Annotated in this window: 24 protein-coding genes; 11 read left to right on the forward strand and 13 right to left on the reverse strand. The window is 60.8% G+C overall.

Annotated features, from left to right (window positions below):
• Positions 1 to 35: 35 nt before the first annotated feature.
• Positions 36 to 1,061 carry a LysM peptidoglycan-binding domain-containing protein gene (locus ACNFBT_RS07665; RefSeq protein ID WP_416747990.1) on the reverse strand — a complete coding sequence of 342 codons (1,026 nt, stop codon included), beginning with the start codon at positions 1,059 to 1,061 and terminating at the stop codon, positions 36 to 38.
• Between the two features lie 138 nt (positions 1,062 to 1,199).
• On the opposite strand from ACNFBT_RS07665, the gene def reads away from it, so the two are divergent.
• From def to ACNFBT_RS07695, 6 genes are all read left to right on the forward strand, one after another.
• A complete protein-coding gene (gene def / locus ACNFBT_RS07670; RefSeq protein ID WP_416747992.1) occupies positions 1,200 to 1,706 on the forward strand; it encodes a peptide deformylase in 507 nt (168 codons plus the stop codon).
• Between the two features lie 54 nt (positions 1,707 to 1,760).
• Positions 1,761 to 2,705 carry a methionyl-tRNA formyltransferase gene (gene fmt / locus ACNFBT_RS07675; protein ID WP_416747994.1) on the forward strand — a complete coding sequence of 315 codons (945 nt, stop codon included), beginning with the start codon at positions 1,761 to 1,763 and terminating at the stop codon, positions 2,703 to 2,705.
• Entirely contained in the window at positions 2,702 to 4,012 is a 1,311-nt protein-coding gene (gene rsmB, locus ACNFBT_RS07680; protein ID WP_416747996.1) for a 16S rRNA (cytosine(967)-C(5))-methyltransferase RsmB, read from the forward strand. The genes fmt and rsmB overlap by 4 nt, the downstream gene beginning before the upstream one ends.
• Before the next feature lie 45 nt (positions 4,013 to 4,057).
• A complete protein-coding gene (gene trkA / locus ACNFBT_RS07685) occupies positions 4,058 to 5,431 on the forward strand; it encodes a Trk system potassium transporter TrkA (RefSeq protein WP_416747997.1) in 1,374 nt (457 codons plus the stop codon).
• A 126-nt stretch (positions 5,432 to 5,557) separates the two neighbouring features.
• Positions 5,558 to 7,009: a TrkH family potassium uptake protein gene (locus ACNFBT_RS07690; RefSeq protein WP_416747999.1), complete on the forward strand. Its 1,452-nt coding sequence runs from the start codon at positions 5,558 to 5,560 to the stop codon at positions 7,007 to 7,009.
• A gap of 35 nt (positions 7,010 to 7,044) precedes the next feature.
• Positions 7,045 to 7,362: a tetratricopeptide repeat protein gene (locus ACNFBT_RS07695; protein WP_416748001.1), complete on the forward strand. Its 318-nt coding sequence runs from the start codon at positions 7,045 to 7,047 to the stop codon at positions 7,360 to 7,362.
• A 52-nt stretch (positions 7,363 to 7,414) separates the two neighbouring features.
• Here ACNFBT_RS07695 and ACNFBT_RS07700 read toward each other — a convergent pair whose 3' ends face one another.
• The 4 genes from ACNFBT_RS07700 to ACNFBT_RS07715 all read right to left on the reverse strand — a co-directional run bounded on the left by ACNFBT_RS07700 (position 7,415) and on the right by ACNFBT_RS07715 (position 10,418).
• Entirely contained in the window at positions 7,415 to 8,065 is a 651-nt protein-coding gene (locus ACNFBT_RS07700; RefSeq protein ID WP_205338350.1) for a 7-cyano-7-deazaguanine/7-aminomethyl-7-deazaguanine transporter, read from the reverse strand.
• 254 nt (positions 8,066 to 8,319) lie between these two features.
• On the reverse strand, positions 8,320 to 8,586 hold the full coding sequence (locus ACNFBT_RS07705; protein ID WP_416748003.1) for a PilZ domain-containing protein: 267 nt from the start codon (positions 8,584 to 8,586) through the stop codon (positions 8,320 to 8,322).
• Between the two features lie 192 nt (positions 8,587 to 8,778).
• Positions 8,779 to 9,666 (reverse strand): lysophospholipid acyltransferase, encoded by an 888-nt coding sequence (locus tag ACNFBT_RS07710; protein ID WP_416748005.1) that lies wholly within the window; start codon positions 9,664 to 9,666, stop codon positions 8,779 to 8,781.
• A 203-nt stretch (positions 9,667 to 9,869) separates the two neighbouring features.
• On the reverse strand, positions 9,870 to 10,418 hold the full coding sequence (locus ACNFBT_RS07715) for a DNA-3-methyladenine glycosylase I (RefSeq protein ID WP_416748007.1): 549 nt from the start codon (positions 10,416 to 10,418) through the stop codon (positions 9,870 to 9,872).
• A gap of 188 nt (positions 10,419 to 10,606) precedes the next feature.
• On the opposite strand from ACNFBT_RS07715, the gene glyQ reads away from it, so the two are divergent.
• From glyQ to ACNFBT_RS07735, 4 genes are all read left to right on the forward strand, one after another.
• The gene (gene glyQ, locus ACNFBT_RS07720) at positions 10,607 to 11,554 is read left to right on the forward strand and encodes a glycine--tRNA ligase subunit alpha (protein WP_152218738.1); all 948 of its coding nucleotides are present in this window, start codon (positions 10,607 to 10,609) and stop codon (positions 11,552 to 11,554) included.
• Positions 11,554 to 13,608: a glycine--tRNA ligase subunit beta gene (gene glyS / locus ACNFBT_RS07725; RefSeq protein WP_416748009.1), complete on the forward strand. Its 2,055-nt coding sequence runs from the start codon at positions 11,554 to 11,556 to the stop codon at positions 13,606 to 13,608. The genes glyQ and glyS overlap by 1 nt, the downstream gene beginning before the upstream one ends.
• 100 nt (positions 13,609 to 13,708) lie before the next feature.
• The gene (gene gmhB / locus ACNFBT_RS07730; RefSeq protein WP_416748011.1) at positions 13,709 to 14,239 is read left to right on the forward strand and encodes a D-glycero-beta-D-manno-heptose 1,7-bisphosphate 7-phosphatase; all 531 of its coding nucleotides are present in this window, start codon (positions 13,709 to 13,711) and stop codon (positions 14,237 to 14,239) included.
• 6 nt (positions 14,240 to 14,245) lie between these two features.
• On the forward strand, positions 14,246 to 15,016 hold the full coding sequence (locus ACNFBT_RS07735) for a lysophospholipid acyltransferase family protein (RefSeq protein WP_416748317.1): 771 nt from the start codon (positions 14,246 to 14,248) through the stop codon (positions 15,014 to 15,016).
• A 226-nt stretch (positions 15,017 to 15,242) separates the two neighbouring features.
• Here ACNFBT_RS07735 and ACNFBT_RS07740 read toward each other — a convergent pair whose 3' ends face one another.
• On the reverse strand, positions 15,243 to 16,319 hold the full coding sequence (locus ACNFBT_RS07740) for a hypothetical protein (RefSeq protein ID WP_416748013.1): 1,077 nt from the start codon (positions 16,317 to 16,319) through the stop codon (positions 15,243 to 15,245).
• A 448-nt stretch (positions 16,320 to 16,767) separates the two neighbouring features.
• Here ACNFBT_RS07740 and ACNFBT_RS07745 point away from each other — a divergent pair, with 448 nt between their 5' ends.
• On the forward strand, positions 16,768 to 17,373 hold the full coding sequence (locus ACNFBT_RS07745; RefSeq protein ID WP_416748015.1) for a hypothetical protein: 606 nt from the start codon (positions 16,768 to 16,770) through the stop codon (positions 17,371 to 17,373).
• 152 nt (positions 17,374 to 17,525) lie between these two features.
• Here ACNFBT_RS07745 and ACNFBT_RS07750 read toward each other — a convergent pair whose 3' ends face one another.
• From ACNFBT_RS07750 to ACNFBT_RS07780, 7 genes are all read right to left on the reverse strand, one after another.
• A complete protein-coding gene (locus ACNFBT_RS07750; protein WP_416748016.1) occupies positions 17,526 to 18,854 on the reverse strand; it encodes a hypothetical protein in 1,329 nt (442 codons plus the stop codon).
• Between the two features lie 329 nt (positions 18,855 to 19,183).
• On the reverse strand, positions 19,184 to 19,999 hold the full coding sequence (locus tag ACNFBT_RS07755; RefSeq protein ID WP_416748018.1) for a hypothetical protein: 816 nt from the start codon (positions 19,997 to 19,999) through the stop codon (positions 19,184 to 19,186).
• Between the two features lie 138 nt (positions 20,000 to 20,137).
• Positions 20,138 to 20,470, reverse strand: a complete 333-nt coding sequence (locus tag ACNFBT_RS07760; RefSeq protein WP_416748020.1) for a YegP family protein — start codon at positions 20,468 to 20,470, stop codon at positions 20,138 to 20,140.
• A gap of 289 nt (positions 20,471 to 20,759) precedes the next feature.
• Complete coding sequence (locus ACNFBT_RS07765) at positions 20,760 to 21,320, reverse strand: winged helix-turn-helix domain-containing protein (RefSeq protein ID WP_416748022.1); 561 nt, start codon at positions 21,318 to 21,320, stop codon at positions 20,760 to 20,762.
• A gap of 23 nt (positions 21,321 to 21,343) precedes the next feature.
• Positions 21,344 to 22,429 (reverse strand): ATP-binding protein, encoded by a 1,086-nt coding sequence (locus tag ACNFBT_RS07770; protein WP_416748024.1) that lies wholly within the window; start codon positions 22,427 to 22,429, stop codon positions 21,344 to 21,346.
• Positions 22,430 to 22,599: 170 nt separating this feature from the next.
• Positions 22,600 to 23,991 carry a DNA-processing protein DprA gene (locus ACNFBT_RS07775; protein WP_416748026.1) on the reverse strand — a complete coding sequence of 464 codons (1,392 nt, stop codon included), beginning with the start codon at positions 23,989 to 23,991 and terminating at the stop codon, positions 22,600 to 22,602.
• A complete protein-coding gene (locus tag ACNFBT_RS07780) occupies positions 23,991 to 26,087 on the reverse strand; it encodes a RecQ family ATP-dependent DNA helicase (protein WP_416748028.1) in 2,097 nt (698 codons plus the stop codon). The genes ACNFBT_RS07775 and ACNFBT_RS07780 overlap by 1 nt, the downstream gene beginning before the upstream one ends.
• Between the last annotated feature and the right edge of the window lie 95 nt (positions 26,088 to 26,182).

Genomic DNA, 26,182 nt, shown 5'->3' on the forward strand with positions numbered 1-26,182 from the left:
CGCCGGAGCGGGGTTTTCTTCGAGCCAGGGCGAACTCAGGGGTTCTGCACCTTGTCGTTCACTTCCAGCGAACGGCTGGCGGTCAGCACCAGGCCATAGCTCAGGCGGTTGTAGGTGCGGAAGATCATCAGCAGGCCCGAGCGCTCGTTGGGGATCTTCACCATGTCGCCGGTGACGCGGTCGCGCACGGTTTCGCCCAGCTTGTAGATCGCCAGCACGTTGCCTTCGGCCAGACCGTCGCGGGAGCCCCTGTCGATGGTCACCACGTCGTACTTGCCGATCTGGGTCACGCCGCGCGGCACGTCGATGATGGTGCCGTTGACCGGAGTGGACGGCTCGCTGGGCATGAAGGTCGAGGTGATCGCGCGCTCCTCGGTGGGGAACAGGCGGTCGCCCGGACGGACTTCCTGGGTGGTGCGGGTCAGCTGGAGGGTGGCGACGTCGCCTTCCTTCGCGGTGACGTTGGCGCCGCCGACGTCCATGGCGTCGATGCCGAGCACTTCGCCGGTCTCGGGGTTGGAGTAGACCTTGGCCTGGCGGAAGATGCCGTAGCTGTTCTCTTCGGTCAGCGACGTGCCACGGGCGTAGGCACGGTCGCCGGCGCCGCTGATCACGCTCTCCTGGTCGCCTGCAACCACGTAGGGCGCGTCGGTGAAGGCGGCTTCGTCATCGACGATGCGGTTGGAGAGCAGGAAGGCGTTGATCTTGTCCAGCGGAATGGTCGGGATCGCTTCGGCGATCGGGGTGCTGCGCACCCGCGGCGACAGCTTGATGGTCCCGCGCGACTCGCCGCGGTTGAGCATCAGGCGCGGCTGGCCATCGATGTACACCAGACTCAGCACGTCGCCCGGGTAGATCAGGTGCGGGTTCTGGATCTGCGGATTCACGTGCCAGATTTCCGGCCACTTCCACGGCTTGCTGAGGAACTTGCCGGAGATGTCCCAGAGGGTGTCGCCTTTCACTACGGTATAGCGATCCGGGTGACCTTCCTTGAGCTGCACGGCAGCCTGGGCCACCCCGCCTGCGGCCAGCAGCAGCAGGGCGAGTAGTGTTTTCCTCATGCGGTGAATCCCTTTATTATGTGTACACATGAAACGCCTGGAAGCCGCCCCTACCGCGCTTTCCAGCCGTTTTTCGATGCTGCTCAGCATATTAGCAGTCGATTTTGACTTTATTCCACAAGTGCATCACAAACGCATATGGCCATTCTGAACATTCTCGAATTCCCCGATCCGCGCCTGCGCACGATCGCCAAGCCGGTCACGGAGGTCGATGACAGCGTTCGCCAACTGATCGACGACATGTTCGAGACCATGTACGAGGCCCCCGGCATCGGCCTGGCCGCCACCCAGGTGAACGTGCACAAGCAGATCATCGTGATGGACCTCTCCGAGGACAAATCCGAACCACGCGTGTTCATCAATCCTGTGCTGGAAGAGCTGACCGAAGAGAAAGGCCCCTACCAGGAAGGCTGCCTCTCGGTCCCCGGCTTCTACGAAAATGTAGACCGTCCTCTGCGCGTGCGCATCAAGGCGCTGGATCGCGACGGCAAGCCGTTCGAGGAAATCGCCGAGGAATTGCTCGCCGTGTGCATCCAGCACGAGTGCGATCACCTGAACGGCAAGCTGTTCGTCGACTACCTGTCGAACCTCAAGCGCGACCGCATCCGCAAGAAGCTGGAAAAGCAGCACCGGCAACAGGCGTGACCCCATCCCCCAAAGGCTTGCCCCGGCAAGCCTTTTCTTTTTGAAGAGCCCGAAATGAGCCAAGCACTGCGCATCGTCTTCGCCGGTACCCCGGAATTCGCCGCCGAGCACCTCAAGGCCCTGCTCGCTACTCCCCACGAGATCGTCGCCGTCTACACCCAGCCGGACCGCCCGGCCGGTCGCGGCCAGAAGCTGATGCCCAGCCCGGTCAAGCAGCTGGCCCTGGAGAACGGCCTGAGCGTGCTGCAGCCGCCGACCCTGCGCGATCCCGCGGCTCAAGCGGAGCTGGCTGCGCTCAAGCCGGACCTGATGGTGGTGGTGGCCTACGGGCTGATCCTGCCGCAGGTGGTGCTGGATATCCCGCGCCTGGGCTGCATCAACAGCCACGCCTCGCTGCTGCCGCGCTGGCGCGGCGCCGCGCCGATCCAGCGCGCTGTGGAGGCGGGCGATGCCGAGAGCGGCGTCACCGTGATGCAGATGGAAGCGGGCCTGGACACCGGACCGATGCTGCTCAAGGTCTGCACGCCGATTTCCGCCGAAGACACCGGCGGCAGCCTGCACGACCGCTTGGCCGAGCTCGGCCCCAAGGCCGTGGTCGAGGCCATCTCGGGTCTTGCCGCCGGCACGCTCAAGGGTGAGGTCCAGGACGACGCCCTGGCCACCTACGCGCACAAGCTGAACAAGGAAGAGGCGCGGATCGACTGGACGCGCCCGGCCGACGAGCTGGAGCGCCGCATTCGCGCCTTCACCCCGTGGCCGGTCTGCCACACCACCCTCGGCGAAGCCGCGCTGAAAGTGCTCGGCGCCAAGCCGGCACAGGGCAAAGGCGAGCCCGGCAAAATCCTCGACGCCAGCCGCGACGGCCTGCTGGTCGCCTGCGGTGAAGGCGCGCTGCTGCTGACCCGCCTGCAACTGCCCGGCGGCAAGCCGCTGGCCTTCGCCGACCTGTTCAACAGCCGCCGCGAGCAGTTCGCCTCTGGCCAGGTGCTGGGCAAATGAGCACGAATCCTCGTCTCGCGGCGGCCCGCGCACTGGCCGCCGTGCTTGCCGGCCGTGCCTCGCTGGGCAGCTCTCTGCCGACCCAGCTGGAGAAAGTCGAGCCGCGCGACCGCGGCCTGGTGCAGGAGCTGGCCTTCGGCGCCGCCCGCTGGCAGCCGCGCCTGTCCACCCTCGCCGCGCGCCTGCTGCAGAAGCCGTTCAAGGCCGGCGACCGCGATGTCGAGGCCCTGCTGCTGGTCGGCCTGTACCAGTTGCTCTACACCCGCATTCCGCCGCACGCGGCCATCGGCGAGACCGTTGGCTGTGCGGACAAGTTGAAGAAGCCCTGGGCCAAGGGCCTGCTCAACGCCGTGCTGCGCCGAGCCCAGCGTGAGAGCGAGACCTTGCTGGCAGAAGTCGACAAGGACCCGGCCGCACGCCTCGCGCATCCGCGCTGGCTGCAGAAAGCCCTGAAGAAGTCCTGGCCGGAGCAGTTCGAAGCCATCTGCGCCGCCAACAACGCCCATCCGCCCATGACCCTGCGGGTGAACCGCCGCCACGGCAGCCGTGATGCTTATCTGGAAGAACTCAACCGCGTCGGCTTCGAAGCCACCGCCTGCGAGTTCAGCCGCGACGGCATCAACCTCGTGCAGCCGTGCGACGTGCGCGAGCTGCCCGGCTTCGCCGAAGGCCGCGTCAGCGTGCAGGACGAGGCCGCGCAACTGGCCGCCGACCTGCTGGAGCTGGCGCCCGGCCAGCGCGTGCTGGACGCCTGCTGCGCTCCCGGCGGCAAGACCTGCCACCTGATGGAGGCCGAGTCCGCGCTGGCCGGCGTGGTCGCCGTGGACCTGGAAGAAAGCCGCCTGGTGCGCGTACGGGAGAACCTCGAGCGCCTGCAGCTCAAGGCCGAGCTGATCGCCGCCGACGCCCGCGACACCGCCAAATGGTGGGACGGCAAGGCCTTCCAGCGCATCCTGCTGGACGCGCCCTGTTCCGCCACCGGGGTGATCCGCCGCCACCCGGATATCAAGCTGACCCGCACCGCCGAGGACATCGAGGCGCTGGCCCAGTTGCAGGGCGAACTGCTCGATGCGCTGTGGGCGACGCTGGAAGTGGGCGGTGTGCTGGTCTACGCGACCTGCTCGGTGATGCCGCAGGAAAACAGCGAGCAGATCGCTGCGTTCCTCGGTCGCACCCCCGGCGCCCGCGAGCTGGATCTGCCCGGCCCCTGGGGCATCAAGCAGCCCCACGGCCGCCAGCTGCTGCCGCAGCAGGGCGGGCATGACGGCTTCTACTATGCCAAGCTGATCAAGATTTCGGCCAGGTAACAGGCGCCGAACCCCCAAGGATCGAAACGGAAAGCACCCCGCTCCATGAAGATCATCATCCTCGGTGCCGGCCAGGTCGGCGGCACTCTGGCCGAGCACCTCGCGAGCGAAGCCAACGACATCACGGTCGTCGACACCGACGGCGAACGCCTGCGCGACCTCAACGATCGCCTGGATATCCGCACCGTCCAGGGCAAGGCCTCCTTCCCCACCGTGCTGCGCCAGGCCGGCGCCGACGACGCCGACATGCTGGTGGCGGTGACCAACAGCGACGAGGTGAACATGGTGGCCTGCCAGGTCGCCTACACCCTGTTCAACACCCCGACGCGCATCGCCCGCGTGCGTGAAGCCGCCTACCTGACCCGCACCGGACTGTTCGACAACGAGGCGATTCCGGTCGACGTGCTGATCAGCCCCGAACAGGTGGTGACCAACTACATCAAGCGCCTGGTGGAATACCCCGGCGCCCTGCAGGTGATCGACTTCGCCGAGGGCAAGGCGCAGCTGGTGGGCATCCGCGCGTACTACGGCGGACCTCTGGTGGGCCAGGAGCTGCGCCAGCTGCGCGAGCACATGCCCAACGCCGATACCCGCGTGGCGGCGATCTACCGCCGCAACCGGCCGATCATCCCCCAGGGCGACACGGTGATCGAGGCCGACGACGAGGTGTTCTTCATCGCCGCCAAGGCCCACATCCGCGCGGTGATGGGCGAGATGCGCCGGCTGGAGGACAGCTACAAGCGGATCATCATCGCCGGCGGCGGCAACATCGGCGAGCGCCTGGCCGAGGCCATCGAGAGCCGCTACCAGGTGAAGATCATCGAGATGAACCCGGCCCGCTGCCGGCACCTGTCGGATCACCTGGACAGCACCATCGTCCTGCAGGGCAGCGCCTCCGACCGCGACCTGCTGATGGAAGAGAACATCGGCGACACCGACCTGTTCCTCGCCCTGACCAACGACGACGAGGCGAACATCATGTCCTCGCTGCTGGCCAAGCGGCTCGGCGCGCGCAAGGTGATGACACTGATCAACAACCCCGCCTACGTGGACCTGGTGCAGAGCGGCGACATCGACATCGCCATCAGCCCGCAGCTGGCCACCATCGGCACCCTGCTGACCCACGTGCGCCGCGGCGACATCGAGAGCGTGCACTCGCTGCGCCGGGGCGCCGCCGAGGCCATCGAGGTGGTCGCCCACGGCGATGCCAAGTCGAGCAAGGTGATCGGCCGCAAGATCAGTGATGTGCACCTGCCGCCGGGCACCACCATCGGTGCGGTGATCCGCGACGATGACGTGCTGATCGCCCACGGCGAGACGGTGATCGAAACCGGCGACCACGTGATCCTCTTCGTGGTCGACAAGAAGCGCATCCGCGACGTGGAGCGCCTGTTCCAGGCGGGCCTGACCTTCTTCTAAGCCATCCAGGCCGCCCTTGGGCGGCCTTGCCAGTTAAATCCGCGGCGCTTTCAGACAGGTCCTACAGCGCCGCCGTCCCTCCCTTGTCACCCTGCGTGGTCTGTTCCAGCTTGTCTGCCTACGGTCATGCGCTACTCCTCCATCGGTCGAATCCTCGGCGTGCTGCTGATGCTGTTCAGCGCCACGCACCTGCCGCCGCTGCTTGTGGATCTTTATTACACCGAGCACGCCTGGCAGCCCTTCGCGCTGTCGTTCCTGGTCACGTTGCTGACCGGCTTCGCCATCTGGTGGCCCTGCCGCAAGCACAATCAGGACCTGCGCATCCGCGACGGCTACCTGGTGACCGCGCTGTTCTGGATCGTGCTGGGCTCCTTCGGGGCCTTGCCCTTCGCGCTGTCCGACGCACCGCACATGGGCGTCGCCGACGCGCTGTTCGAAGCCTTCTCCGGGTTGAGCACCACCGGCGCCACCGTCCTCACCGGCCTGGATAAGCTGCCCCACGCGATCCTCTACTACCGCCAGCAACTGCAATGGCTGGGCGGCATGGGCATCGTGGTGCTGGCGGTGGCGGTGATGCCGATGCTCGGCATCGGCGGCATGCAGCTGTACCGCGCGGAAATGCCCGGCCCGCTCAAGGAAAACAAGCTCTCGCCGCGCATCGCCGATACCGCCAAGACCCTGTGGTTCCTCTACTGCGGCCTGACCCTGGCCTGCGCAATGGCCTACTGGGCAGCCGGCATGAGCCTGTTCGACGCCATCGGCCACAGCTTCTCGACCATCGCCATCGGCGGCTTCTCCACCCATGACGCTAGCATCGGCTACTTCGACAGCCCGCTGATCGAGCTGATCTGCATGTTCTTCCTGGTGGTCTCCGGGATCAATTTCAGCCTGCACTTCCTCGCCTGGCGCCAGCGCCGGATCAGCCATTACCTGAAGGACCCGGAGTGCCGGGCGTACCTGGGCATCCTGCTGGCGCTGTTCCTGATCACGGCGGCGACACTCATCCTCCATCATCACTACGAGTCGCCGCTGCAATCGATTCGCTATGCGGCCTTCATGGTGGTCTCGGTGGCCACCACCACCGGGTTCGGTCTCGCGGATTTCAGCACCTGGCCGACGCTGCTGCCCTACCTGCTGCTCTACAGCACCTTCATCGGCGCCTGCGCCGGCTCCACCGGCGGCGGCATGAAGGTGATGCGCGTGCTGCTGGTGTACCGCCAGGGCATGCGCGAGTTCCTGCGCCTGCTGCACCCCAACGGGGTGTTCCTGGTGAAGCTGGGTCGGCGCACGGTGCCGGACCGCGTGGTGGAGTCGGTGTGGGCATTCTTCTCAATCTACCTGGTGACCTTCGTCAGCCTGATGCTGGTGCTGCTGGCGCTGGGCGTGGACCAGCTCACGGCGTTCTCCACCCTGGCTTCCTGCCTGAACAACCTCGGTCCGGCGCTGGGTGAAGCGGCCGTGCACTACGGCAGCCTGCCGGCCAGCGCCAAGCTGGTGCTGAGCCTGGCGATGGTGCTCGGGCGGCTGGAGGTGTTCTCACTGCTGATCCTGCTGACGCCCGCCTTCTGGCGCAGTTGAGGCACAATGACGGGCGACGTAACCGGAGGCCCGCCATGATCGACTCGCTGGAAAAAATGCTCGCCAAGGGTGTGGATAACCCGCTGCTGCGCTTCGGCCTGGGCAAGGGTTATCTGGATGCTGGCGATGCGGCAAAGGCCGCCGAGCACCTGCGCCGCTGCGTGGAGCAGGACCCGAAGTATTCCGCCGCCTGGAAGCTGCTGGGCAAGGCGCTGCAGGCAGGGAGCGACCTCGACGGCGCCCGCGCTGCCTGGACCGACGGCCTGGCGGCCGCCCAGGCCCATGGCGACAAGCAGGCGGAAAAGGAGATGACGGTGTTCCTGCGCAAGCTGGACAAGACAAAGGGCGCCTAGGCGCCCTTTTTCATGGTCGGCGGAGCAGCGCGGACGCTACTGCGCTGCGAGCTCAGGCCACCGAAGGTTGCCGGCGCAGGTTGCGGGTGATGGCGCTGAGCAGCATGCCGTAGAGCGGCACGAAGAGCATGAGCATCACCGCCAGCTTCACGCCGTAGTCGACCCAGGCGATCTCCACCCAATGCTCGGCCATGAAGGCGTTGTCGCTGTGCCAGAAGGCAATGGAGAAGAAGGTGAAGGTGTCCAGCAGGTTGCCGAACAGGGTCGAGACCACCGGGGCGATCCACCACTGGCGCATCCGCCGCAAGCGGTCGAAGACCTGGATGTCGAGAATCTGGCCGAACACGTAGGCGAGGAAGCTGGCCAGGGAAATCCGCGCGACGAAGGTGTTGAATTCGCCCAGGGAGGCGAAACCTCTGAAGGCTCCTTCCTGGAAGATCACCGAGATCACGTAGGAAGCCAGCAGCGCCGGAATCATCACCCGCGCGATGACCAGCCGCGCCGGGCGCTTGCCGAGCAGGCGGACGGTGAGGTCGGTGGCCAGGAAGATGAACGGGAAGCTGAATGCGCCCCAGGTGGTGTGCCAGCCAAAGAGGGTCATTGGCAGCTGCACCAGGTAGTTGCTGGCGATGATGATCAGGATGTGGAACGCGACCAGGCCGGCGAGTGCGCCGCGCCTTGCCGCCGGAAGGGATGCCGACATGCTTGGGCCTTTTTCGTCGATGGGGTGAGGGAACCCATGCCCGGCACCATGCCGAGCGGCGCGCATTCTATCCGATCCGGACCCTGAAGTCAGGTTTTTACTGAGTGTTTTTTGTTCAGATGGAGATCGGCTGCGGGGAGAGCGGAGAGGCTTTCACAGGAGAGACGGGTGCACCCGGTCGGCCCCCTGAGATCACCCCTACAGGCATGCACTGTGGCTTGTCCGTAGGAGCGCTTGCTCGCGAACGGGCGTACTCAGGCGCCTTCGACGAATCGAAAACCCGCACCCTCGGCGTCGGTGCGAATCACTTCCATCAGCAGAACCGGCGCCTCTATCGGCAGGTCCTGCACCTGGCCACTGACCTGGGTGCCGCTGGGCAATCCAGCCAGCGCCTCGTGGCGCACATAGACGCCGCCGTCGGACAGATCGCGGGTATGGCCGAACACCTCGCCGAAGCTGGGATGGCTGATCTTGATCCGGCACTTCATAGGGGTACGCGGGTATTGCCGTTGGTTGGCCATGGATGGCATCCGTCCTGAATGTCAGCGCACTAATGGGCCTGAAAGCGGGTGCCCAGGTCAAGCCAGCCGTTGCAGCAGCCGGCCATCGCGTCACCGGGCATTGAATGGGCACGGGAGACGCCCTCCCCATTCCCCCCCGCAACCACCGGGAGGAGCTACGCAAGCGGAAGCGGGAGGAGGGCGGTCAGCACCTCAATACCACTTCGCCTCGCCTTCCGGACGCTTCTTGAAGCGCTTCATGGTCCACATGTACTGGCTCGGGTAGGCGCGCACGTAGCGGGCCAGTTCGCGGCTCAAGGCAGCGACCGAGACTTCCATGTTCTTGTCGTACATGTCCGCCGGCGCAGCCTCGAGGATCACCTTGTAGCCGCTGCCGTCGGGCAGGCGCACCGCGTGGAAGAACACCCCGCGCGCCTTGCCGCGCGACAGCAGGGAGGGCACGAACTTGCTGGTCAGCGCCGTGGTCCCCAGGTAGGGCACGAACAGGCCCGAGCCCAGGTCCGGCTCCGGGTCGCACGGGATGCCGACGCAGCCGCCGCGCTTCACTTCCTTGATCACGCTCATGATGCCCTCGGGAGTCGAAGGCGCGACGCGGTTGCCCAGCTGCACGCGCTGCTTCTTCAGCAACTCGTCCACCGCCTTGAGCTTGGGTGGGCGGTAGAAAATGATCGGCTTGGCGTAGGAGCAGTAGAAGTGGTTGAGCACTTCCCAGTTCCCCAGGTGGCTGGTGATGCCGACCAGGCCATCGCCGGAAGCCAGCGCTTCCTCCAGCACTTCCATGCCTTCCACTTCGAGGATGTACTGCAGCGACTTCTGCGGCGACCACATCCAGGCGCAGGCGCTTTCGGTGAGCGTGCGACCGATGTCCATCAGGCTCTGGCCGAGCAGCTTCTCCAACTCCGCCTGCGAAAGCTCGGGGAAGCAATGCGCCAGGTTGGTCCGCGCCACCTCGCGGGAACGGTTGGGAATCTTCCACATCAGCCAGCCGATGCCCGCGCCCAGGGCCCCCACCGCGCGCCACGGCAGCATGGCGAACAACCGCAGGAAGCCCACCACCAGTGCGCCCTTGAATTTCTCCACGGGAAACTCCTTCATTCAGAGGCGCACATTCTAACCAGCGGTGGAGAACGAAGGCGAAAGACGTACAGCAATCGGCCTGAATCCGTATAGCAGGCCTATATCACGTAGGAGCGAGCTTGCTCGCGAACCGCCCAGCACTCATGTCGCCGGGAAACTCTGTTCGCGAGCAAGCTCGCTCCTACAAGTTACGTCCCCGTCCGTGATCAGGAGAGTTCGGCATAACGGTCGCAGTCGGTGGTGTGGTCCATCACCATGCCGGTGGCCTGCATGAAGGCGTAGCAGATGGTCGGGCCGACGAAGTTGAAGCCGGCCTTGCGCAGCGCCTTGCTCATGGCTTCGGCCTCGGGCGTCACCGCCGGAACTTCGCCGCGCGCGCTGAAGTGGTTGACCTTGGGCTGGCCGCCGACGAAGGACCAGAGGAAGCCCACCGGATCGGACAGCTTCAGCCAGGCCTGGGCGTTCTGTCGCGCCGCCTTGAGCTTGGCGAAGTTGCGGATGATGCCCGGGTCCTGCATGCGCGCCTCGATTTCCTCATCGCTCATCCGCGCCAGGCGCTCGGGATCGAAGCCGAACAGCACCTCACGATAGCGCTCGCGCTTCTTCAGCACGGTGATCCACGACAGCCCGGCCTGGGCACCCTCGAGGATCAGCATCTCGAACAACGCTCGCGCATCGCGCTGGGGCACGCCCCATTCGGCGTCGTGGTAAGCGATGTACAGCGGGTCGTCGTTACACCAGAAGCAACGGGGCATGGCAGTCGTCCTGACAGGGAAAGTCCGACTATAGACAAATGGCTGTATGAAAATACAGTCATCCGGCGGATTTTCCTGTGGATTGGTGAACGTCCGCCGGGCGCCCGGAAACGCTGTAAAGCCCAAGCTGCAAGCGTCTTGCGGTATACTGCCGGGTTTTAGTCGCATACCCAGCACAGGTGAAATTCGTGAGCCAGACTACGCCCGCCGTGCCCACCTTCCAGGACCTGATCCTCGCCCTGCAAAAATACTGGGCTGATCAGGGCTGCGTGGTGCTGCAGCCCTATGACATGGAAGTAGGCGCCGGCACCTTCCACACCGCCACCTTCCTCCGCGCCGTCGGCCCGGAAACCTGGAACGCAGCGTACGTGCAGCCCAGCCGCCGCCCCACCGACGGCCGCTACGGCGAGAACCCCAACCGCCTGCAGCATTACTACCAGTTCCAGGTGGTGCTCAAGCCGAACCCGGAAAACTTCCAGGAACTGTACCTGGGCTCGCTGAAGGCCATTGGCATCGACCCGCTGGTCCATGACATCCGTTTCGTCGAGGACAACTGGGAATCGCCGACCCTCGGCGCCTGGGGCCTGGGCTGGGAAATCTGGCTGAACGGCATGGAAGTCACCCAGTTCACCTACTTCCAGCAGGTGGGCGGCATCGAGTGCTACCCGGTCACCGGTGAGATCACCTACGGCCTGGAACGCCTGGCCATGTACATCCAGGGCGTCGATTCGGTGTACGACCTGGTCTGGGCCGACGGCCCGTTCGGCAAGGTCACCTACGGCGACGTGTTCCACCAGAACGAGGTGGAGCAGTCGACCTACAACTTCGAACACGCCAACGTCGAGAAGCTGTTCGAGCTGTTCGACTTCTACGAAAGCGAAGCCAACCGCCTGATCGAGCTGCAGCTGCCGCTGCCGACCTACGAGATGGTCCTCAAGGCCTCGCACACCTTCAACCTGCTGGACGCCCGCCGCGCCATCTCGGTGACCGAGCGTCAGCGCTACATCCTGCGCGTGCGCACCCTGGCCCGCGCCGTGGCGCAGAGCTACCTGCAGGCCCGCGCCCGCCTCGGCTTCCCGATGGCCACACCCGAACTGCGTGACGAAGTACTGGCCAAGCTGAAGGAGGCCGAATAATGAGCGCGAAGGATTTCCTCGTCGAACTGGGCACCGAAGAGCTGCCACCCAAGGCGCTGAAAAGCCTCGGTGAAGCCTTCCTGGCCGGCATCGAGAAGGGCCTGAAGGCCGCCGGCCTGACTTACGCCGCCGCGCGCTGCTACGCCGCACCGCGCCGCCTGGCCGTACAGATCGACCAGCTCGCCGTGCAGCAGCCCGATCGCACCGTGAACCTCGACGGCCCGCCGCTGCAGGCCGCCTTCGACGCCAGCGGCAACCCGACCCAGGCCGCCCTGGGCTTCGCCAAGAAGTGCGGCGTGGACCTGGAACAGATCGACAAGAGCGGCCCGAAGCTGAAGTTCAGCCAGAGCATCCCCGGCCAGCCAGCCGTGGACCTGCTGCCGGGCATCGTCGAAGCCTCGCTGAACGAGCTGCCGATTCCCAAGCGCATGCGCTGGGCGGCCCGTCGCGAAGAGTTCGTGCGTCCGACCCAATGGCTGGTGATGCTGTTCGGCGATGCCGTCGTCGACTGCGAGATCCTGACCAAGAAGGCTGGCCGCGAATCCCGTGGCCACCGCTTCCACAACCCGGACAACGTGCGCATCTCCAGCCCGGCCAACTACTTGGAAGACCTGCGTAGCGCCCACGTGCTGGCCGACTTCGCCGAGCGCCGCGAGATCATCGCCAAGCGCGTCGCCGAACTGGCTGCCGAGCAGAAGGGCACCGCCGTGGTTCCGGCCGACCTGCTGGACGAAGTGACCGCCCTGGTCGAGTGGCCGGTGCCGCTGGTGTGCTCCTTCGAGGAACGCTTCCTCGCCGTCCCCCAGGAAGCCCTGATCACCACCATGCAGGACAACCAGAAGTACTTCTGCCTGCTGGATGCCAACGGCAAGCTGCTGCCGCGCTTCATCACCGTGGCCAACGTCGAGAGCAAGGCGCCGGAGCACATCGTCTCCGGTAACGAGAAGGTCGTGCGCCCGCGCCTGACCGACGCCGAATTCTTCTTCAAGCAGGACCAGAAGCAGCCGCTGGAAGCCTTCAACGCCCGTCTGAAGAACGTGGTGTTCCAGGCCCAACTGGGCACCGTGTACGAGAAGGCCGAGCGCGTTTCCAAGCTGGCCGCCTACATCGCCGAACGCATCGGCGGTGACGCGACCAACGCGGCCCGCGCCGGCATCCTCTCCAAATGCGACCTGGCCACCGAGATGGTCGGCGAGTTCCCGGAGATGCAGGGCATCGCCGGTTACTACTACGCCACCGCCGGCGGCGAGGCCAAGGACGTCGCCCTCGCGCTGAACGAGCAGTACATGCCGCGCGGCGCTGGCGCCGAGCTGCCGACCACCCTGACCGGCGCCGCAGTGGCCGTGGCCGACAAGCTCGACACCCTGGTCGGCATCTTCGGCATCGGCATGCTGCCCACCGGCAGCAAGGACCCCTATGCCCTGCGCCGTGCCGCCCTGGGCGTGCTGCGCATCCTCATCGAGAAGCAACTGGACCTGGACCTCGCCGACGCCATTGGCGTGGCCGTCGCCCAATACGGCGACAAGGTGAAGGCCGCTGGTCTGTCCGAGCAGGTGCAGGACTTCGTCTTCGACCGCCTGCGCGCCCGCTACGAGGACGAAGGCGTGGACGTCGCCGTGTACCAGGCCGTTCGCGCCCTCAAGCCGACCGCGCCGCTGGACTTCGACCAGCGCGTGCAGGCCGTGCAGGCCTTCCGTCAGCTGGCGGAAGCCGAGGCCCTGGCCGCCGCCAACAAGCGCGTGTCGAACATCCTGGCCAAGGCAGAAAGCGAGGTACCGGCTGCCGTCAACGTCAGCCTGTTCGCCGAGACCGCCGAGAAGGCCCTTGGCAGCGCCGTAGCGGCTGCCGAAGGCGAAGTCGCCCCGCTGGCCGCGGCTCGCGATTATCGTGCAGCCCTGGCCCGTCTGGCGGCCCTGCGCGCACCGGTCGATGCCTTCTTCGAGGAAGTGCTGGTCAACGCGGACGACAGCGCCGTGAAGGCGAACCGCTACGCGCTGCTGGCCAAGCTGCGCGGGCTGTTCCTCGGCGTCGCCGACATCTCGCTGCTGGGCTGATGCCTGACCGAAAGCCGGGAGTTCGCAACGGTTCGCCGTGACGGACTCCCGGCTTTTTTATTTCCGACTTATCGAAGCGTCTGACTTTATCAAAGCGCCCATGAAGCTACTGATCCTCGACCGCGACGGTGTCATCAACCAGGACTCCGACGCCTACATCAAATCCCTCGACGAGTGGATTCCGATCCCCAGCGCCATCACCGCCATCGCCCAGCTGAGCAAGGCCGGCTGGACCATCGCGGTGGCCACCAACCAGTCGGGCATCGCCCGCGGCTACTATGACCTGGCAACGCTGGAGAGCATGCACCAGCGCCTGCGCGAGCTGGTGGCGGAGCAGGGCGGTGAACTCGGGGTGATCGTCCACTGCCCCCACGGCCCCGACGACGGCTGCGACTGCCGCAAGCCGAAACCCGGTATGCTGCAGCAGATCGCCCGCCACTACGGCATTGAGCTCCACGGCATCTGGTTCGTGGGTGACAGCCGGGGTGACCTGGACGCCGCGCTGGCCGTCGATTGTCAGCCAGTGTTGGTGAAGACCGGCAAAGGCGAGCGCACCCTGGGCAAAACCTTGCCCGAGGGCACCCTGGTATTCGACGATCTGGCGGCAGTCGCTGCCCATCTACTTTCCTGAGGATTCATCACAGTGCAGGCCATCAGAACCGTTCTCTTCTACCTGCTGCTGTCGTTCAGCGCCTTCGTCTGGGGCACCCTCAGCCTGTTCATCGCGCCCTTCCTGCCATTCCGCGCGCGCTATCGCTTCATTGCCCAGGCCTGGTGCAAGTTCGCGGTCTGGCTGGCCACCTGGATGGTCGGCGTGCGCTATGAGCTCAAGGGCGTGGAGAACATCCCCGAGCAACCCTGCGTGATCCTGGCCAAGCACCAGAGCACCTGGGAAACCTTCTTCCTCACCGGCTACTTCGAGCCGCTCAGCCAGGTGCTCAAGCGGGAGCTGTTGTTCGTGCCCTTCTTTGGCTGGGCCATGGCGCTGCTCAAGCCCATCGCCATCAACCGTGACCAACCCAAGGTGGCCCTCAAGCAGATGGCCAAGCAGGGTGACGAACGCCTGAAGCAGGGCGCCTGGGTACTGATCTTCCCGGAAGGCACCCGCGTTCCCACCGGCCAGATCGGCAAGTTCTCTCGTGGCGGCGCGGCCCTGGCGGTCAACGCCAACCTGCCGGTGCTGCCGATCGCGCACAACGCCGGGCACTGCTGGCCGAAGAACGGCTGGGCGAAATACCCCGGTACCATCCAGGTGGTGATCGGCCCGGCGATGTTCGCCGAGGGGGAGGGCGCACGCGCCATCACCGAGCTCAACCAGCGCGCCGAGAACTGGGTGGTGCAGACCCTGCGTGACATGGGCGAACTGCCGCCCGAAGCCACGCCTCAGGCCGTCGCCGAAGCGTCCTGAGACCGTTCTCGGAGAAAGTAGCCGGACAAAAGAAAAGGGCCCCGAGGGGCCCTTTCTTTTTGCCTGCGTTCCGGCCGTGACTGTCGAGGGGCACATAACCTGTCGCTACCCCCTCCAGAAAAATCAGGGGTTGCAGAGGCGTTATGGGCGCTAAAAGTGTCGCCTCCCGACCGGAATTAATGTCCTTTCCCAGCACTCTGGCTTCAATAAATGTCGCTTTGCGCAGCTACCTGCCGGCGGGATCGATGCGGCTGAAGTACTCGTCCGCGAGACGCCTAGCTTCAGCATCATCTGCGGCGCTCAGCGGCTCAAGCTCGACACCCTCATGTCCTGCAACATACATCGGACCGCCTTGATCGTCATCGTAGTCTTCGTCTGCGAACATGCCGCCGTCGTGATAGGCACGCAAAGAGCTTTCCCGCAGGTCCTTTCCCAAGAGCGCCGAAAGGTACACCCAGATCCAATTCTGCTTCGTGCTCTCTTGATCATAGACCTCGATCAGCTCCAGCATCGCCTCGACATCGCCCAGCTCAGCCGCTTCCAGATAACACTGCTTAGCTTCTTCGAAATCCTCCTCGCTTTCAGCATTGTGGGCGCCGCTAACCGCTCTAGCTAATCGAGCGGCCCGATGCCCCAATTTGGCAGCCTCGGCCAGATGATACGCATGACGCTCCGCCTGCATTCTCTCGCGCTCGTAGGCCAGGGCCCATTCCAACTCGATCCCCTGAAGAAGGCGCCCCTGCTTCAAGAGGGAGTACCAGTACTCTGATCCTTCGAGGACAGAATGCTCATCCCTTCTATATATATGTGCCAACGCGAAATGCGCAGACGCATTTCCTCGTCGAGCCGCCGCTTCAAGCCCTTCCATCAAAAGCTCAACCCTATCGAGATCGATGGCGGGAGTGAAATCCTCGTAGGGCGCTTGCTCGAAATCATCCTCATCTTCCCACTCGACGTCTTCGGGCTCCCAGGGGGCGCCGTCAAGCAGGTCTGGGACTCGCTCGATTGCAGCGGCACCAAGCCGATTTTCTCCGATGATCTGTAGCAACACGCTCCCAGCAACATCAGCTGCCGCTTGATAACCCAGAGCCACTAGCCGTGATTGGAGTACTAGTAAGTCGCCTGGGCGAGGCTCAACGGCATTGCACAAATTCACGATGACGTGATTTGCCGTCAGCGCTGCACTGGACTTGAACCCGAAGCTCGCCGCCAGTAGCTCGATGACGTGGGAATGCCGAAAGGCCAGATGAGTCGCCGACTCAAGCTGTTGCTTCGTTGCGTACGCGAGATTTTTGATAGCCATGAAACCGTCCTCGTCGCCTGGCGTACGCGGAGCAGTCGGCACACGTTTAAGCCCCGGACGGCAGGCTTGGAAGGCTTCTTAGCTAGGAGAGAAGAAAAGCAGAAGGTGAATCGCCGTTTTTAACTCGTGTGCAAGTTGGGCTGGCGCCTGCCCGCGATTCTAGCGAGAGGTCCGGTCCGCGTCGAGTCAGCCGCGACTCACTTTCGGTCCAAAAGCTGGGGGCGCACGGTAGCGCGCTGTAGTACAGGACAGAACCCATCATGGCCCATACAGCACGGCTTCGGCAGCCATGCCCTATCTGAGCCCAAGCAAAAAAGCCTGCTAAAGCAGGCTCTTACGAAAATTCGCTCAGTGAGTTGCATTTTTGGCTCAGTGAGTGATTTAATTTGCTCACTGAGCGACTTGCACTCGCTCAGTGAATTAAACTCACAAGCTGGAGTTATCGAGCATGAACCATCAATTTATCCTGGGGGAAAACCAGGAACCCCTCTTCGCCGTCATTCCGTACAGCGAGTATACGCGGGTCTTTGCGCCGAAAGAGCAAGCCGTCCAAGAAAGTAAACAGCCGAAGCACATCCCTCTCTCCATCCGCCTGCCTAACGGTGGTCCGGACGCCTCTATTGATCTGCCGCGCTTCGTCGATTTCTGGTGCCGCAAAGGCATCCTTAGCATGCCGATCAACCAGCGTGCCAAACCCTTCAAAGACTTTGAGAGCCGCGAGCGCTTCTCTGTGGAGGCCATGGTTCGCATGTGCTTTGTGCCGGAGTCCTATCGCAACACCATGCAGGTAATTACGGAGGTTACCGACCAACTGGTCGAAACCGGTCTGTTCCGACTGGTGAAGTTTGATAGTGCCCGGATGGTAAACGGTGAAATCTTCGTCCGCTCTAAGGCGCTCGTCACGGACGAGGACGAACGCCTGGATATCGAGAAGTACAAACGCGCAGTCAAATGCCTGGAAATCGTTGAGGATGCCGCAGTTCAGTTCGTGGCGGCAAACAAACCGATTCAGCCCATCAGCGACAATTGGTGGCTCCATAATCCCCACCGGTAACCGGAACTCTTTCTCCCCGCCCCCTCGCCAGTGGACGCCGGCGAGGGTTTTCCTTTCCGGAAGAAGCAGGCTGGGAGAAGCCGGAACTCCCAAAACCCCACATCCGACTGAAGTGGGGCTCTACCCAGCGTGAAAACCTGTACGTCCGCCGGTCACAAATACAGGTGCATCTCGAATTCAACCCAGTTGCCCTTATCAACCTGAACAGGTCCAAACCCCCAAAAATCTCTCAGCACCTCTGCATGAGGATGCTTGTAGCCACGGTGCATCGGGTCTGAGCAGAACACACTGTATTGGGGACGAACTTGTGCGGCCATACCAGGGAACCAGTTATTCCTGGAGCCGTGATGCATCACCTGAAGCACATGAATGCTTTCCATGCGATCCTCGCCCAAGTACTCATGTAGCGCATCAAAGCGAGACTGGCTGTTTAGGTACCCGTCTCCGGTATACAGCACTGCACCGAGCGGCGTGTCGGGCGTCCCTCTGGTTCGATACGCATGAGAGTACCAGCGGCACCTGTATTCGTAGCTGGTGCTTTGGTACCAGGCGAGGCTCCGGTTGACCAAGCCGGCATAAAGGAACAGAGAAATCATGTTCCGCTCCTCCGGACCGGAGCCGAACGTCTTGAGATACGTCCTCTTCAATCCATTGAGCGCCAAGGTTTTATCATCCGGATCGGGCTTATTCAGCAGGTCGTGGCGGAGCTTCTCCACACGAGCCTTGAAACTTTTGGACACTTTACTAGCGAGACTCGCATCGTTATACGGTACGAACTCCCAGAAACCGGACACGGTAATAGCAGAACCCGCGCTCAGATACAGCACTTCGATGCCTGATTTCGCCTCGACCTCTTCCTTGTAGCGGCGCCTTTCATCTTCAGGTGGCAGGCTCGTCTCATCGATGACCTCGAATTCAGTTTCTAGCCTGTTGCCATAGCGCCCATTGGTCGGTTTTCGCTCTTCCTTTATTTGCTTTGTATTGCTCTGTTTGTCCAGCGGCCGACGTTCGTCCGGATCAGGCTCAGGAAGGTCAGCTTGCCCCACCGCGTCACCTGATGGCATAGCAAACAAGATACGCTTGACGCGTGCATTCGGAATTTCTGAGATGAAACCAACAGGGTCCAGGAGGAATCGGGCTAAAGGCGCTCTGAACGTAATGTTTGCCTCAATTACCAGAATGAGCCTCTGCCAGAGCGGCATGTACGGCAATAGCAAATCTTCGACCGAGACCCTCATAAGCAGCTTGACCATGCCACTGATGTGGTCCTTGTCAAAATGCGAAATGGTAACGAGATCGACATTCCAGAACGTCGAAAACCTGTCCAATGCATCATCCAAGTATGATTGCGAAGAAGTGGTGCCACAGTCGTAAACCCAGGTAAACGAGGCCCCCTCGCGTCCTGGGGAGAAAATCTTCCCGGAGCTAAAGAGCCCCTGGCCTACCGGATAAAAACTATGGCTCACGAAGACATCGGACATCTGTAAAAACTTCCCTGCGAATTTTTCCAGTAGCTATGGATACTCCACCTAACCCGCCAGTCCCCCGGCAATGGTGGACAGACCACAGAGTCTCTAGGAAAGGTGATTCCATCGAGGTCAGTCTTGAACGCTCGAAGATAGAGGATGCTTAGCCAAATTTGGTTGATTAGCTGAGGAGCAAATCAATCGAAAACAGCAAATCCACCTGCCAGCTCCGCGCTGCCCCCGGTAAGAAACCTCCGCCCTTGCTTACGTAGCCAGCTCAACCAGCATGGCTGGGTGGCGATGCTGGTATCTCCGGCAAGCCTAAATAGAGGAGGCTAAATGGTTTACATCCCGTCGTAAATGGCGGTGAATTCAAAACCTTCGGGGCGAATCCAGAGCTTGTTGTTATTCTTCCCTCCCCGGTTCAACCAACCGAAAACCAGGAAATGCATACCTTCAAGCTCTGACCATTTGATGCGGTGATAGCTCAGAAACGACGCACAAATGTCCTGCCGGATCACCACGCTTACGTCTTCCTTGTCGCCCGTATTGATCCAGTGCTCTTTGTTTTTTCCGGGACGAATATCTTGAATATCACCCCAGAATCCTTTGAATCTCCCGACATGAGCGTCGGTGACTTCAGAGAAATTGACGAAGAGGTCGTGCACTCGAAAAACATCAAACCCCGGAAGCTCAATGGTCTGATCCGACCGCCTAAATTCTTCCAAGAAAATCAGATTCTTCAAAATGGGCCGTAGCCTACGCTTAGAGACCGCCTGTCGATTACCACCGGGCCCAACATGCCTACCGCCTCTGGTACCACCCTCAGCCCCCGACTCCGGATCACCATTTACTAGTTCCGCAGCCCCATAGCGGAGGTCCAGAACAATGTGGTCTCCTGGATTGCGGAGCATGTCCTTATCTTCGCCACCACCTTCACCCTGCTCAGATTCTGGTGCCGCGAGCGGGCAATTAACATGAGGTCTCGCACGGAAATGCGGTCCTTGGCCACTTCGAGCCTCTTTGACAAAAATGGCCCGCGTACTGCACCTGATGCAGATCAGGTGCCGACGCTTGATGGCTATTTCGGGGGGAGGAAGCTTGGCGAATTTCACTGCGGAATACTCGCTACCATCCAGAGTGCACTTTGCTACATCCATCAGTGTCTTCGCTTATACCGTCAACTAGCGGGAAACCATCTTCAGGGAGGGGGTTTTTAATGCTCACCCTGCCCCTCTCACGCATCTTCTGATCGAATCACGCCCCCGCAGAGCGGGGGCTTTCACCAGCTCAGCCGGTCAGGTGAGGTCGACTATCGGAGCAATGGGACCGTAAGCCTTGACTGCTGCAATGCCGCCGTCTCGCGCTTGAGCAGTGGTATAGGTCTCGCTCTTGCCGATCACTTGCCCATTACTTGCGTGCAGAGTGAAGTAGTACTGGTAGTTAACGGACGTGAGCTTCTTGTAGTTGGTGTCGTATGGCGAGTGCACCTTCACCGATTGGATACCATTCTGGCAGTTCGCCTTGGTGGTATAGCCTTCACTGGCCAGGATTTTCTCGCCATTCGGCGCCTTCAAGCGGAAGTAATACTGACGATCCACACCCAGGAAAATTTCGTATTTCGCGCTCATGATGATGATCTCCTACTTCTCTTTCCGGACGCCTTTGAAGGGCGTTTTGTCCGACGTTTTCACGTCCATGAATTGACCGGTTTCCGCGTCGCGCTTGACCCAATGTCCAGACGGAGTCTGAGTCTGGGAACGCTGGCGCACTGCACCGTTACGATGTCCATCACCTGCCGGAGGGTTAGTAGCCATATCGATTACCACTCTGCTTAACTGATTCAGTTTAACCAGGTATCGCAAAAATCCCTGGAGTCGGTGCAGAGACTATGCCTTAATTCTGAATTTGTAAACCTGTTTAAGCAGATTCACCGATGGCCAGGTAGACGTATTCAATACCACCTGACTCAGCTGCCTCTTCTGCCCTAAGGATGTACCCCTGGTCCTTAAGCTTCTTCAGCTTGGTGCTGGCATTAGGGACGGAGATTTTCAGCGCTTCTGCCACCTTCGCTGCGGTAACCGAGCGCTGGGACAGCACGCAATCCAATAGCGCCCTCGTGGAAGAGCTGATCTCTGGCCCGATAATGTCGTAACCGTCATTCGCCCAGACAGTCAGAGGGATATCTTTGGCCTGAGCCGCATAGCTCCAGTTGTCCAGCAGGTCTCGACTTTTGAGATCCTTCAGGAAAAAACCACGCTCTCCCTTGAAAAGCTTGGCTACGGCAACAACGCTTTCTCGTGGAAAGGATGCGTCTGTTGCTTCGATGCCGGCGAGGGAGACTCCAAAAATGGAGTACTGGGGATGGGTGTCAACAAACTCGGTCAGCTTCCCAAAGGTCGCTTTCCCCTGAACGTTGCCAAAGGGATGGTCGTCTTCGGTGAAGTCTATGAGCTTCACAGTGATCGATTTCTGATTCATTTGCTCAGTTTAACGAGGAGGCTTTAGCTGTCAATTAAGAAGTCGAAGCAGATGTGGGTTCCCAAGATGGACGGCATGTCCACACGAGGGTAGCTGCGGTTAAGCTGCCCACCGCTGTAAACCATTGTCAGCTCGAAGTTTTTTTGCCTGACCGTGACGGTGGCATTGAAGTTAGCTGCCACGTCACCACTGCGTTTCAAGCCGAGCCCTCTACCGTCTTCATTAGCGCTAGAGACTCGACCTTGCTTGAAAACGTACAAAACGAGTTCTGCACCAGCCTCCGGCTTCGAGAAGTCGAGCCTATGAAAAAGGTCCTGATACTTGTGCTCCAGAACAGGTTGAAGGCTTCCTACGATGCCTATCCCGCTGTCAGAGATCACCACCTGAATCTTCCCACCTCTCGGATAGTACTGAAGAGCTGCAAAGCCCGGAATCTCTGACTTTGCGTGATCCCTGACATTACCAAATAACTCGGAAATGAACGTGAAAGCAGATTGCGAATACTGCTCGCCCGCGCAATTCACGAGGCTATTTTTCAAGCGCTTGGGGATGGATTCATCTGGATTACGATGGTCAATCGAAGCAAGCTCGACCACACCGTCATTTTTTCCGCGGTGGGTCACTGCGCCAGACTGGGAAGGGCGCTCCGGAACCACGCACACTGCACCGGCTAAGTGGTCAAAAAAACCAAGCCGGTTGAAGTAAGTCAGCGTTGACTTGCACGCGCTGAAGTCAATCGTCACGCTTTTCCTAAGCATGACCAACTGATTACACAGGGCCAGGATGCGCGCAGCTGCGTCGATCATGATCTTGCAGCCTTTAGGCACGACGAACTCGACCTCCGAGCAGGTCTCATCCAGAGGCGATCCGGTTACTGCAAGCAAATTTTCAAATGAGGAGGCCCCCACCCATGCCTCTTCCTCAAGAGCGACAGTCAGCTTGTTCGGCTCAGTCAGCGACCAGTGCTGCTCATCATCATGAGCGAATGTCTTGGGGTTCTTGTAGAGCAGGGAGTTAACCACCCCTTTTTCCAACCCTAGTTGCCGGGCAATTTCTCTTCCCTTGGCTCTAGGGTTTGACCGGAGAAATCGCGCAATTTGAGCAATCATCTAAGCAAACAACCACCTAACTTCCTTGGCTGTTGGCATCTGGGAGTTCTGAGGAACTCGCCAGACACCATTCTCAAGCACACCGTTTCCAATTCGCATCCCAACAGAACGGCTGGCCGTCCGAAGAAACCTAAAGGGGATTGTACTGGTCAGGGAAAAGCGTCAGTACATCAATCAATTCCCAACCCGAGCTGCTTAGCAGGTTGGAACTGAAAGCGAACGGGTTTACTGAGCTTCCTTACGATCCCCTCATCAACGCCTCGATTCAACCATTGAGTAAGTAGTGACTTGGGTAGCTCGAAACGCTCGGCGAGTGACTCAGCGGTAAGAGGCTCGTCCAGCCCCTCCAGCTTGTGAAGGAACAAGCGATAGAAACTCAATTCGGTCAGCCCCTCCAACAATAGGGGAGCGCTCTCACTATCTGCTTCGGCTTGACGTTCGCTTACTACGTTTACCGGTACGCTCGCCTGTGAAGGGGGCGCATCATCACTGGCCGGACCTTCAATGGGTTCTGCGTTGACAGCCTGCCGAAGGAGGATGGACTGTGCGGAAACTTCTTGGTCAGCATCTTCCCCAAGGCCTTCCGCCTCTGGAGGATCGACGACGGTCAATAGATCTTCCGTAGGTTGGGATGAGGTAGGCTGAGGCGCTGGCAACGAGATAGCGGCTATTTCATCAGCGTTATCGCTACACCAAGTACCGCCTTTGAGCACTAGCTCTGCATTGCCAGCATCAGGATCCGTGGTTCTCTTTACCCACAAGGGAACCCATCCATGCTTGAGGTTTTCTACAGCCCCATTCCAAGTACCACCTTTGAGGCCTGAGTGAACCACCAACGCAGCCTGGCTGAGGCAGTAAATATATTTATTGCGGGCCATAGCATTACCCGCATTGAAGCCTGCCTCTGGATGAAAGGGCGAAATGAGCACCAGATTGTTGTTCATCAGGCTACTGCGCCACTTCGAGGAGGTCACCGCCTTCAACAGGCTATCGGCCATGACACCACAAGCCGTACCCTCAATCGTCAAACAGCCAAGCATGGCCGCCTCATCGACCCCCCTTGCACCGCCGGAGATTACGGATACGCCCGCATCGGCGAATGCTTCTCCTGCCCTTCGGGTGAAAGCTAGATCTGCATCCACCGCATTGCGCGAACCGATGATGGCAATGCCTCCCTGGTTTAGTAACTTAGCGTTACCGCAGCCAAACAAAACCGGCGGTGCATCTGTGCGCAGGTATTTTTTTAGGCGCCAAGGGTAATCCTGATCTGAACGAGTCAGGATCCAAATGCCTGCTCGACTCCACTTTTCGATTGCCAAGGCCAACGCATGACCGCGACCAAGCAGTTGTTCGATCCGCGCTATTGGAATCTTGGTATCGGACCACCCCCGCAATAGCGCAAGCGCATCGACTCCGAGCAACTGTGCAGGGGTGTTCCCCTGCTCATTCAACCAAAGAGCGAATCGCCCCCACTCACCGGGGGAGAGAGGCTTGGCCTCTCCCGACGTCTTAGAGAAATGAGCAGTCAGCAACAAGATTGCTTGGGTATTAGGGTTAATCATTAGTCATGCGATGCCGTAGAAGAGAGTGCTGTCGGGTAAACCGGACCGCTTCCGGCTTGGCGGAGCAATGCTGCGATAACCGTTAACGTCCACCCAGAATCGACCATATCATCGAGGAGCAGTACTGGCCCGTTTGGCACATCACCCACGATTTCAAATACTCCATCGAGATTTTGGCATTGATGGAAGCGATTTCGTTGGAGCTTCTGTGGGTCGTTATGACGTGTCTTGCACACGGCGTCGATAAACGGAATATCGAGTCTTGCCGCGAGCCGGCGAGCGAAATTAGGTACAAGCTCCGGGTGACCGAAGGAAGGAACACAACATACCCACGTAGGAGCCGGCTCTGGCTGCCAGCGATTGGCAATCATGTCCACCATCGCGTCCACTAGCGTGTCGTCAAAATGGTTTGACGCCTTCCCATCTGCCACTCGCTGCCCCCAACCGGCGTCACGCCAGCGCGACAGCACTCGCCCCTCTTGAGCCTGAATTTCCGAGGGGAGATTATAGGGGAAGCCATACTGCTGAAACGCACCTGATGCCGTCTGCTTCCTGGGTGGAATCGGCATTTCGGCTTGACGTGTGTAGGTCGCAGCAGCGTGCACCAATCCAGCGTCGGTTACGTTCGGCACAATTGACTCGCCAAGGCAGTTGGCACATCGACCACAGGCTTCCGTTTCTGGGTCATCCAACGCTCCTCTCAGAAAAGCCATCAAGCAACCACGCTCGTGCAGATATTCCTGAACCTGCTGCCACTCCTGCTCACGCAACTCGGTCAGGCGGAGAATCCTCTCTTCGTCTAACTGATAGTGAACAGCTGTGCGATGCCACTTGGGGCCGTCTTTGATCAAGGGGGCAGGGCTTTCAACACTGAGATATTTCAGTACTTTTTCAATTGCCCCCTGCGCAAGGTTGGTGTGCCTCTCCAACGCAGAGACGCTCAACCCGTCTGCGCTTGCGAGCGCTTCAAGAACTTCCTCGACTTGCTCTGGCGAAGGAAACGCCGAGCGTCTGAAAAAGGCATGAATATCGTCGTCTTCCGGGCCCGAAAGCAGGACTCCCAGCGCGCGATCAATCGCTCGACCAGCCCGTCCTACCTGCTGGTAGTAGGCGACAATGGACCCTGGCGCCTGATAATGGATCACAAAACCCAAGTTGGGCTTGTCATACCCCATACCCAACGCATTTGTAGCGACCAACACCTTAAGGTCATCTTGCAGCAATCGCTCTTCTAAGTGATGGCGATAGCTGCTGGAATCGGGGAAATCAGGATGCGTGATCTTGCTATGGTACGCAGCGGCTTCGATTCTGTTCCTCATGAGCCAGTCAGCGACCTGATCGGCGTCGTTCTGGGTAAGGGCGTAGACAATCCCGGTCCCCTCCAAGTGAGGGATCTGCTCGGCCAACCAAGCTAACCGTGATGCCTGATCGAGTTGTGGCAGCGTTTGCAGAGCCAAGCTCTCGCGCACTAACGATCCGCGCTGGATCGCGATCTCACCCAACTGGTCGAGAATGTCGGTCACCACCCTGTCGTTAGCGGTGGCAGTGGTCCCCAAAACTGCCGTATTCGCCGGTAGCAAACGCAGGATATTGACGATTCTTCGGTAATCAGGCCTAAAGTCGTGACCCCAGTCGGAAATACAGTGGGCTTCATCCACAACCATCAAGCCAATCCGCTCCGCAATCGGCTGTAGAACCTCATCCACAAAGCCATCATTGGCGAGTCGCTCGGGCGAGATTAACAAGCAATCCACCTGATCGGCCAAGACCCGCTGTTTCGCTTGCTCCCAGTCATCGCGGTTACTGGAATTCATGGTGATGGCCCGGATGCCCAAGCGATTGGCAGCCTCAATTTGGTTACGCATTAGGGCTAGAAGGGGAGAAATGATGATTGTTAGGCCCATACCACGGTCGCGCAAAATGCGCGTGCTGATGAAATAGACCGAGCTTTTTCCCCATCCCGTACGCTGCACAACCAAAAGCTTCTGGCGCTGATTGACCAATGCATCAATTGCTTCCCACTGCCCATCGCGAAATTGAGCAGCTGGATCACTTAAAGCCGTCTTGAGCAACTGCTCTGCGTCGTTGCGATTCATCTTCGTCATTCCTTCGTATGCCGGGGGCTTTCCGTACGCACCGATCACCATCCCAATGGGGGAAGCAATTCAGCAGTTCCGCAATGGGGTCAGAC

The organism is Pseudomonas sp. NY15181, from assembly GCF_048068055.1.
Classification (GTDB): domain Bacteria; phylum Pseudomonadota; class Gammaproteobacteria; order Pseudomonadales; family Pseudomonadaceae; genus Pseudomonas.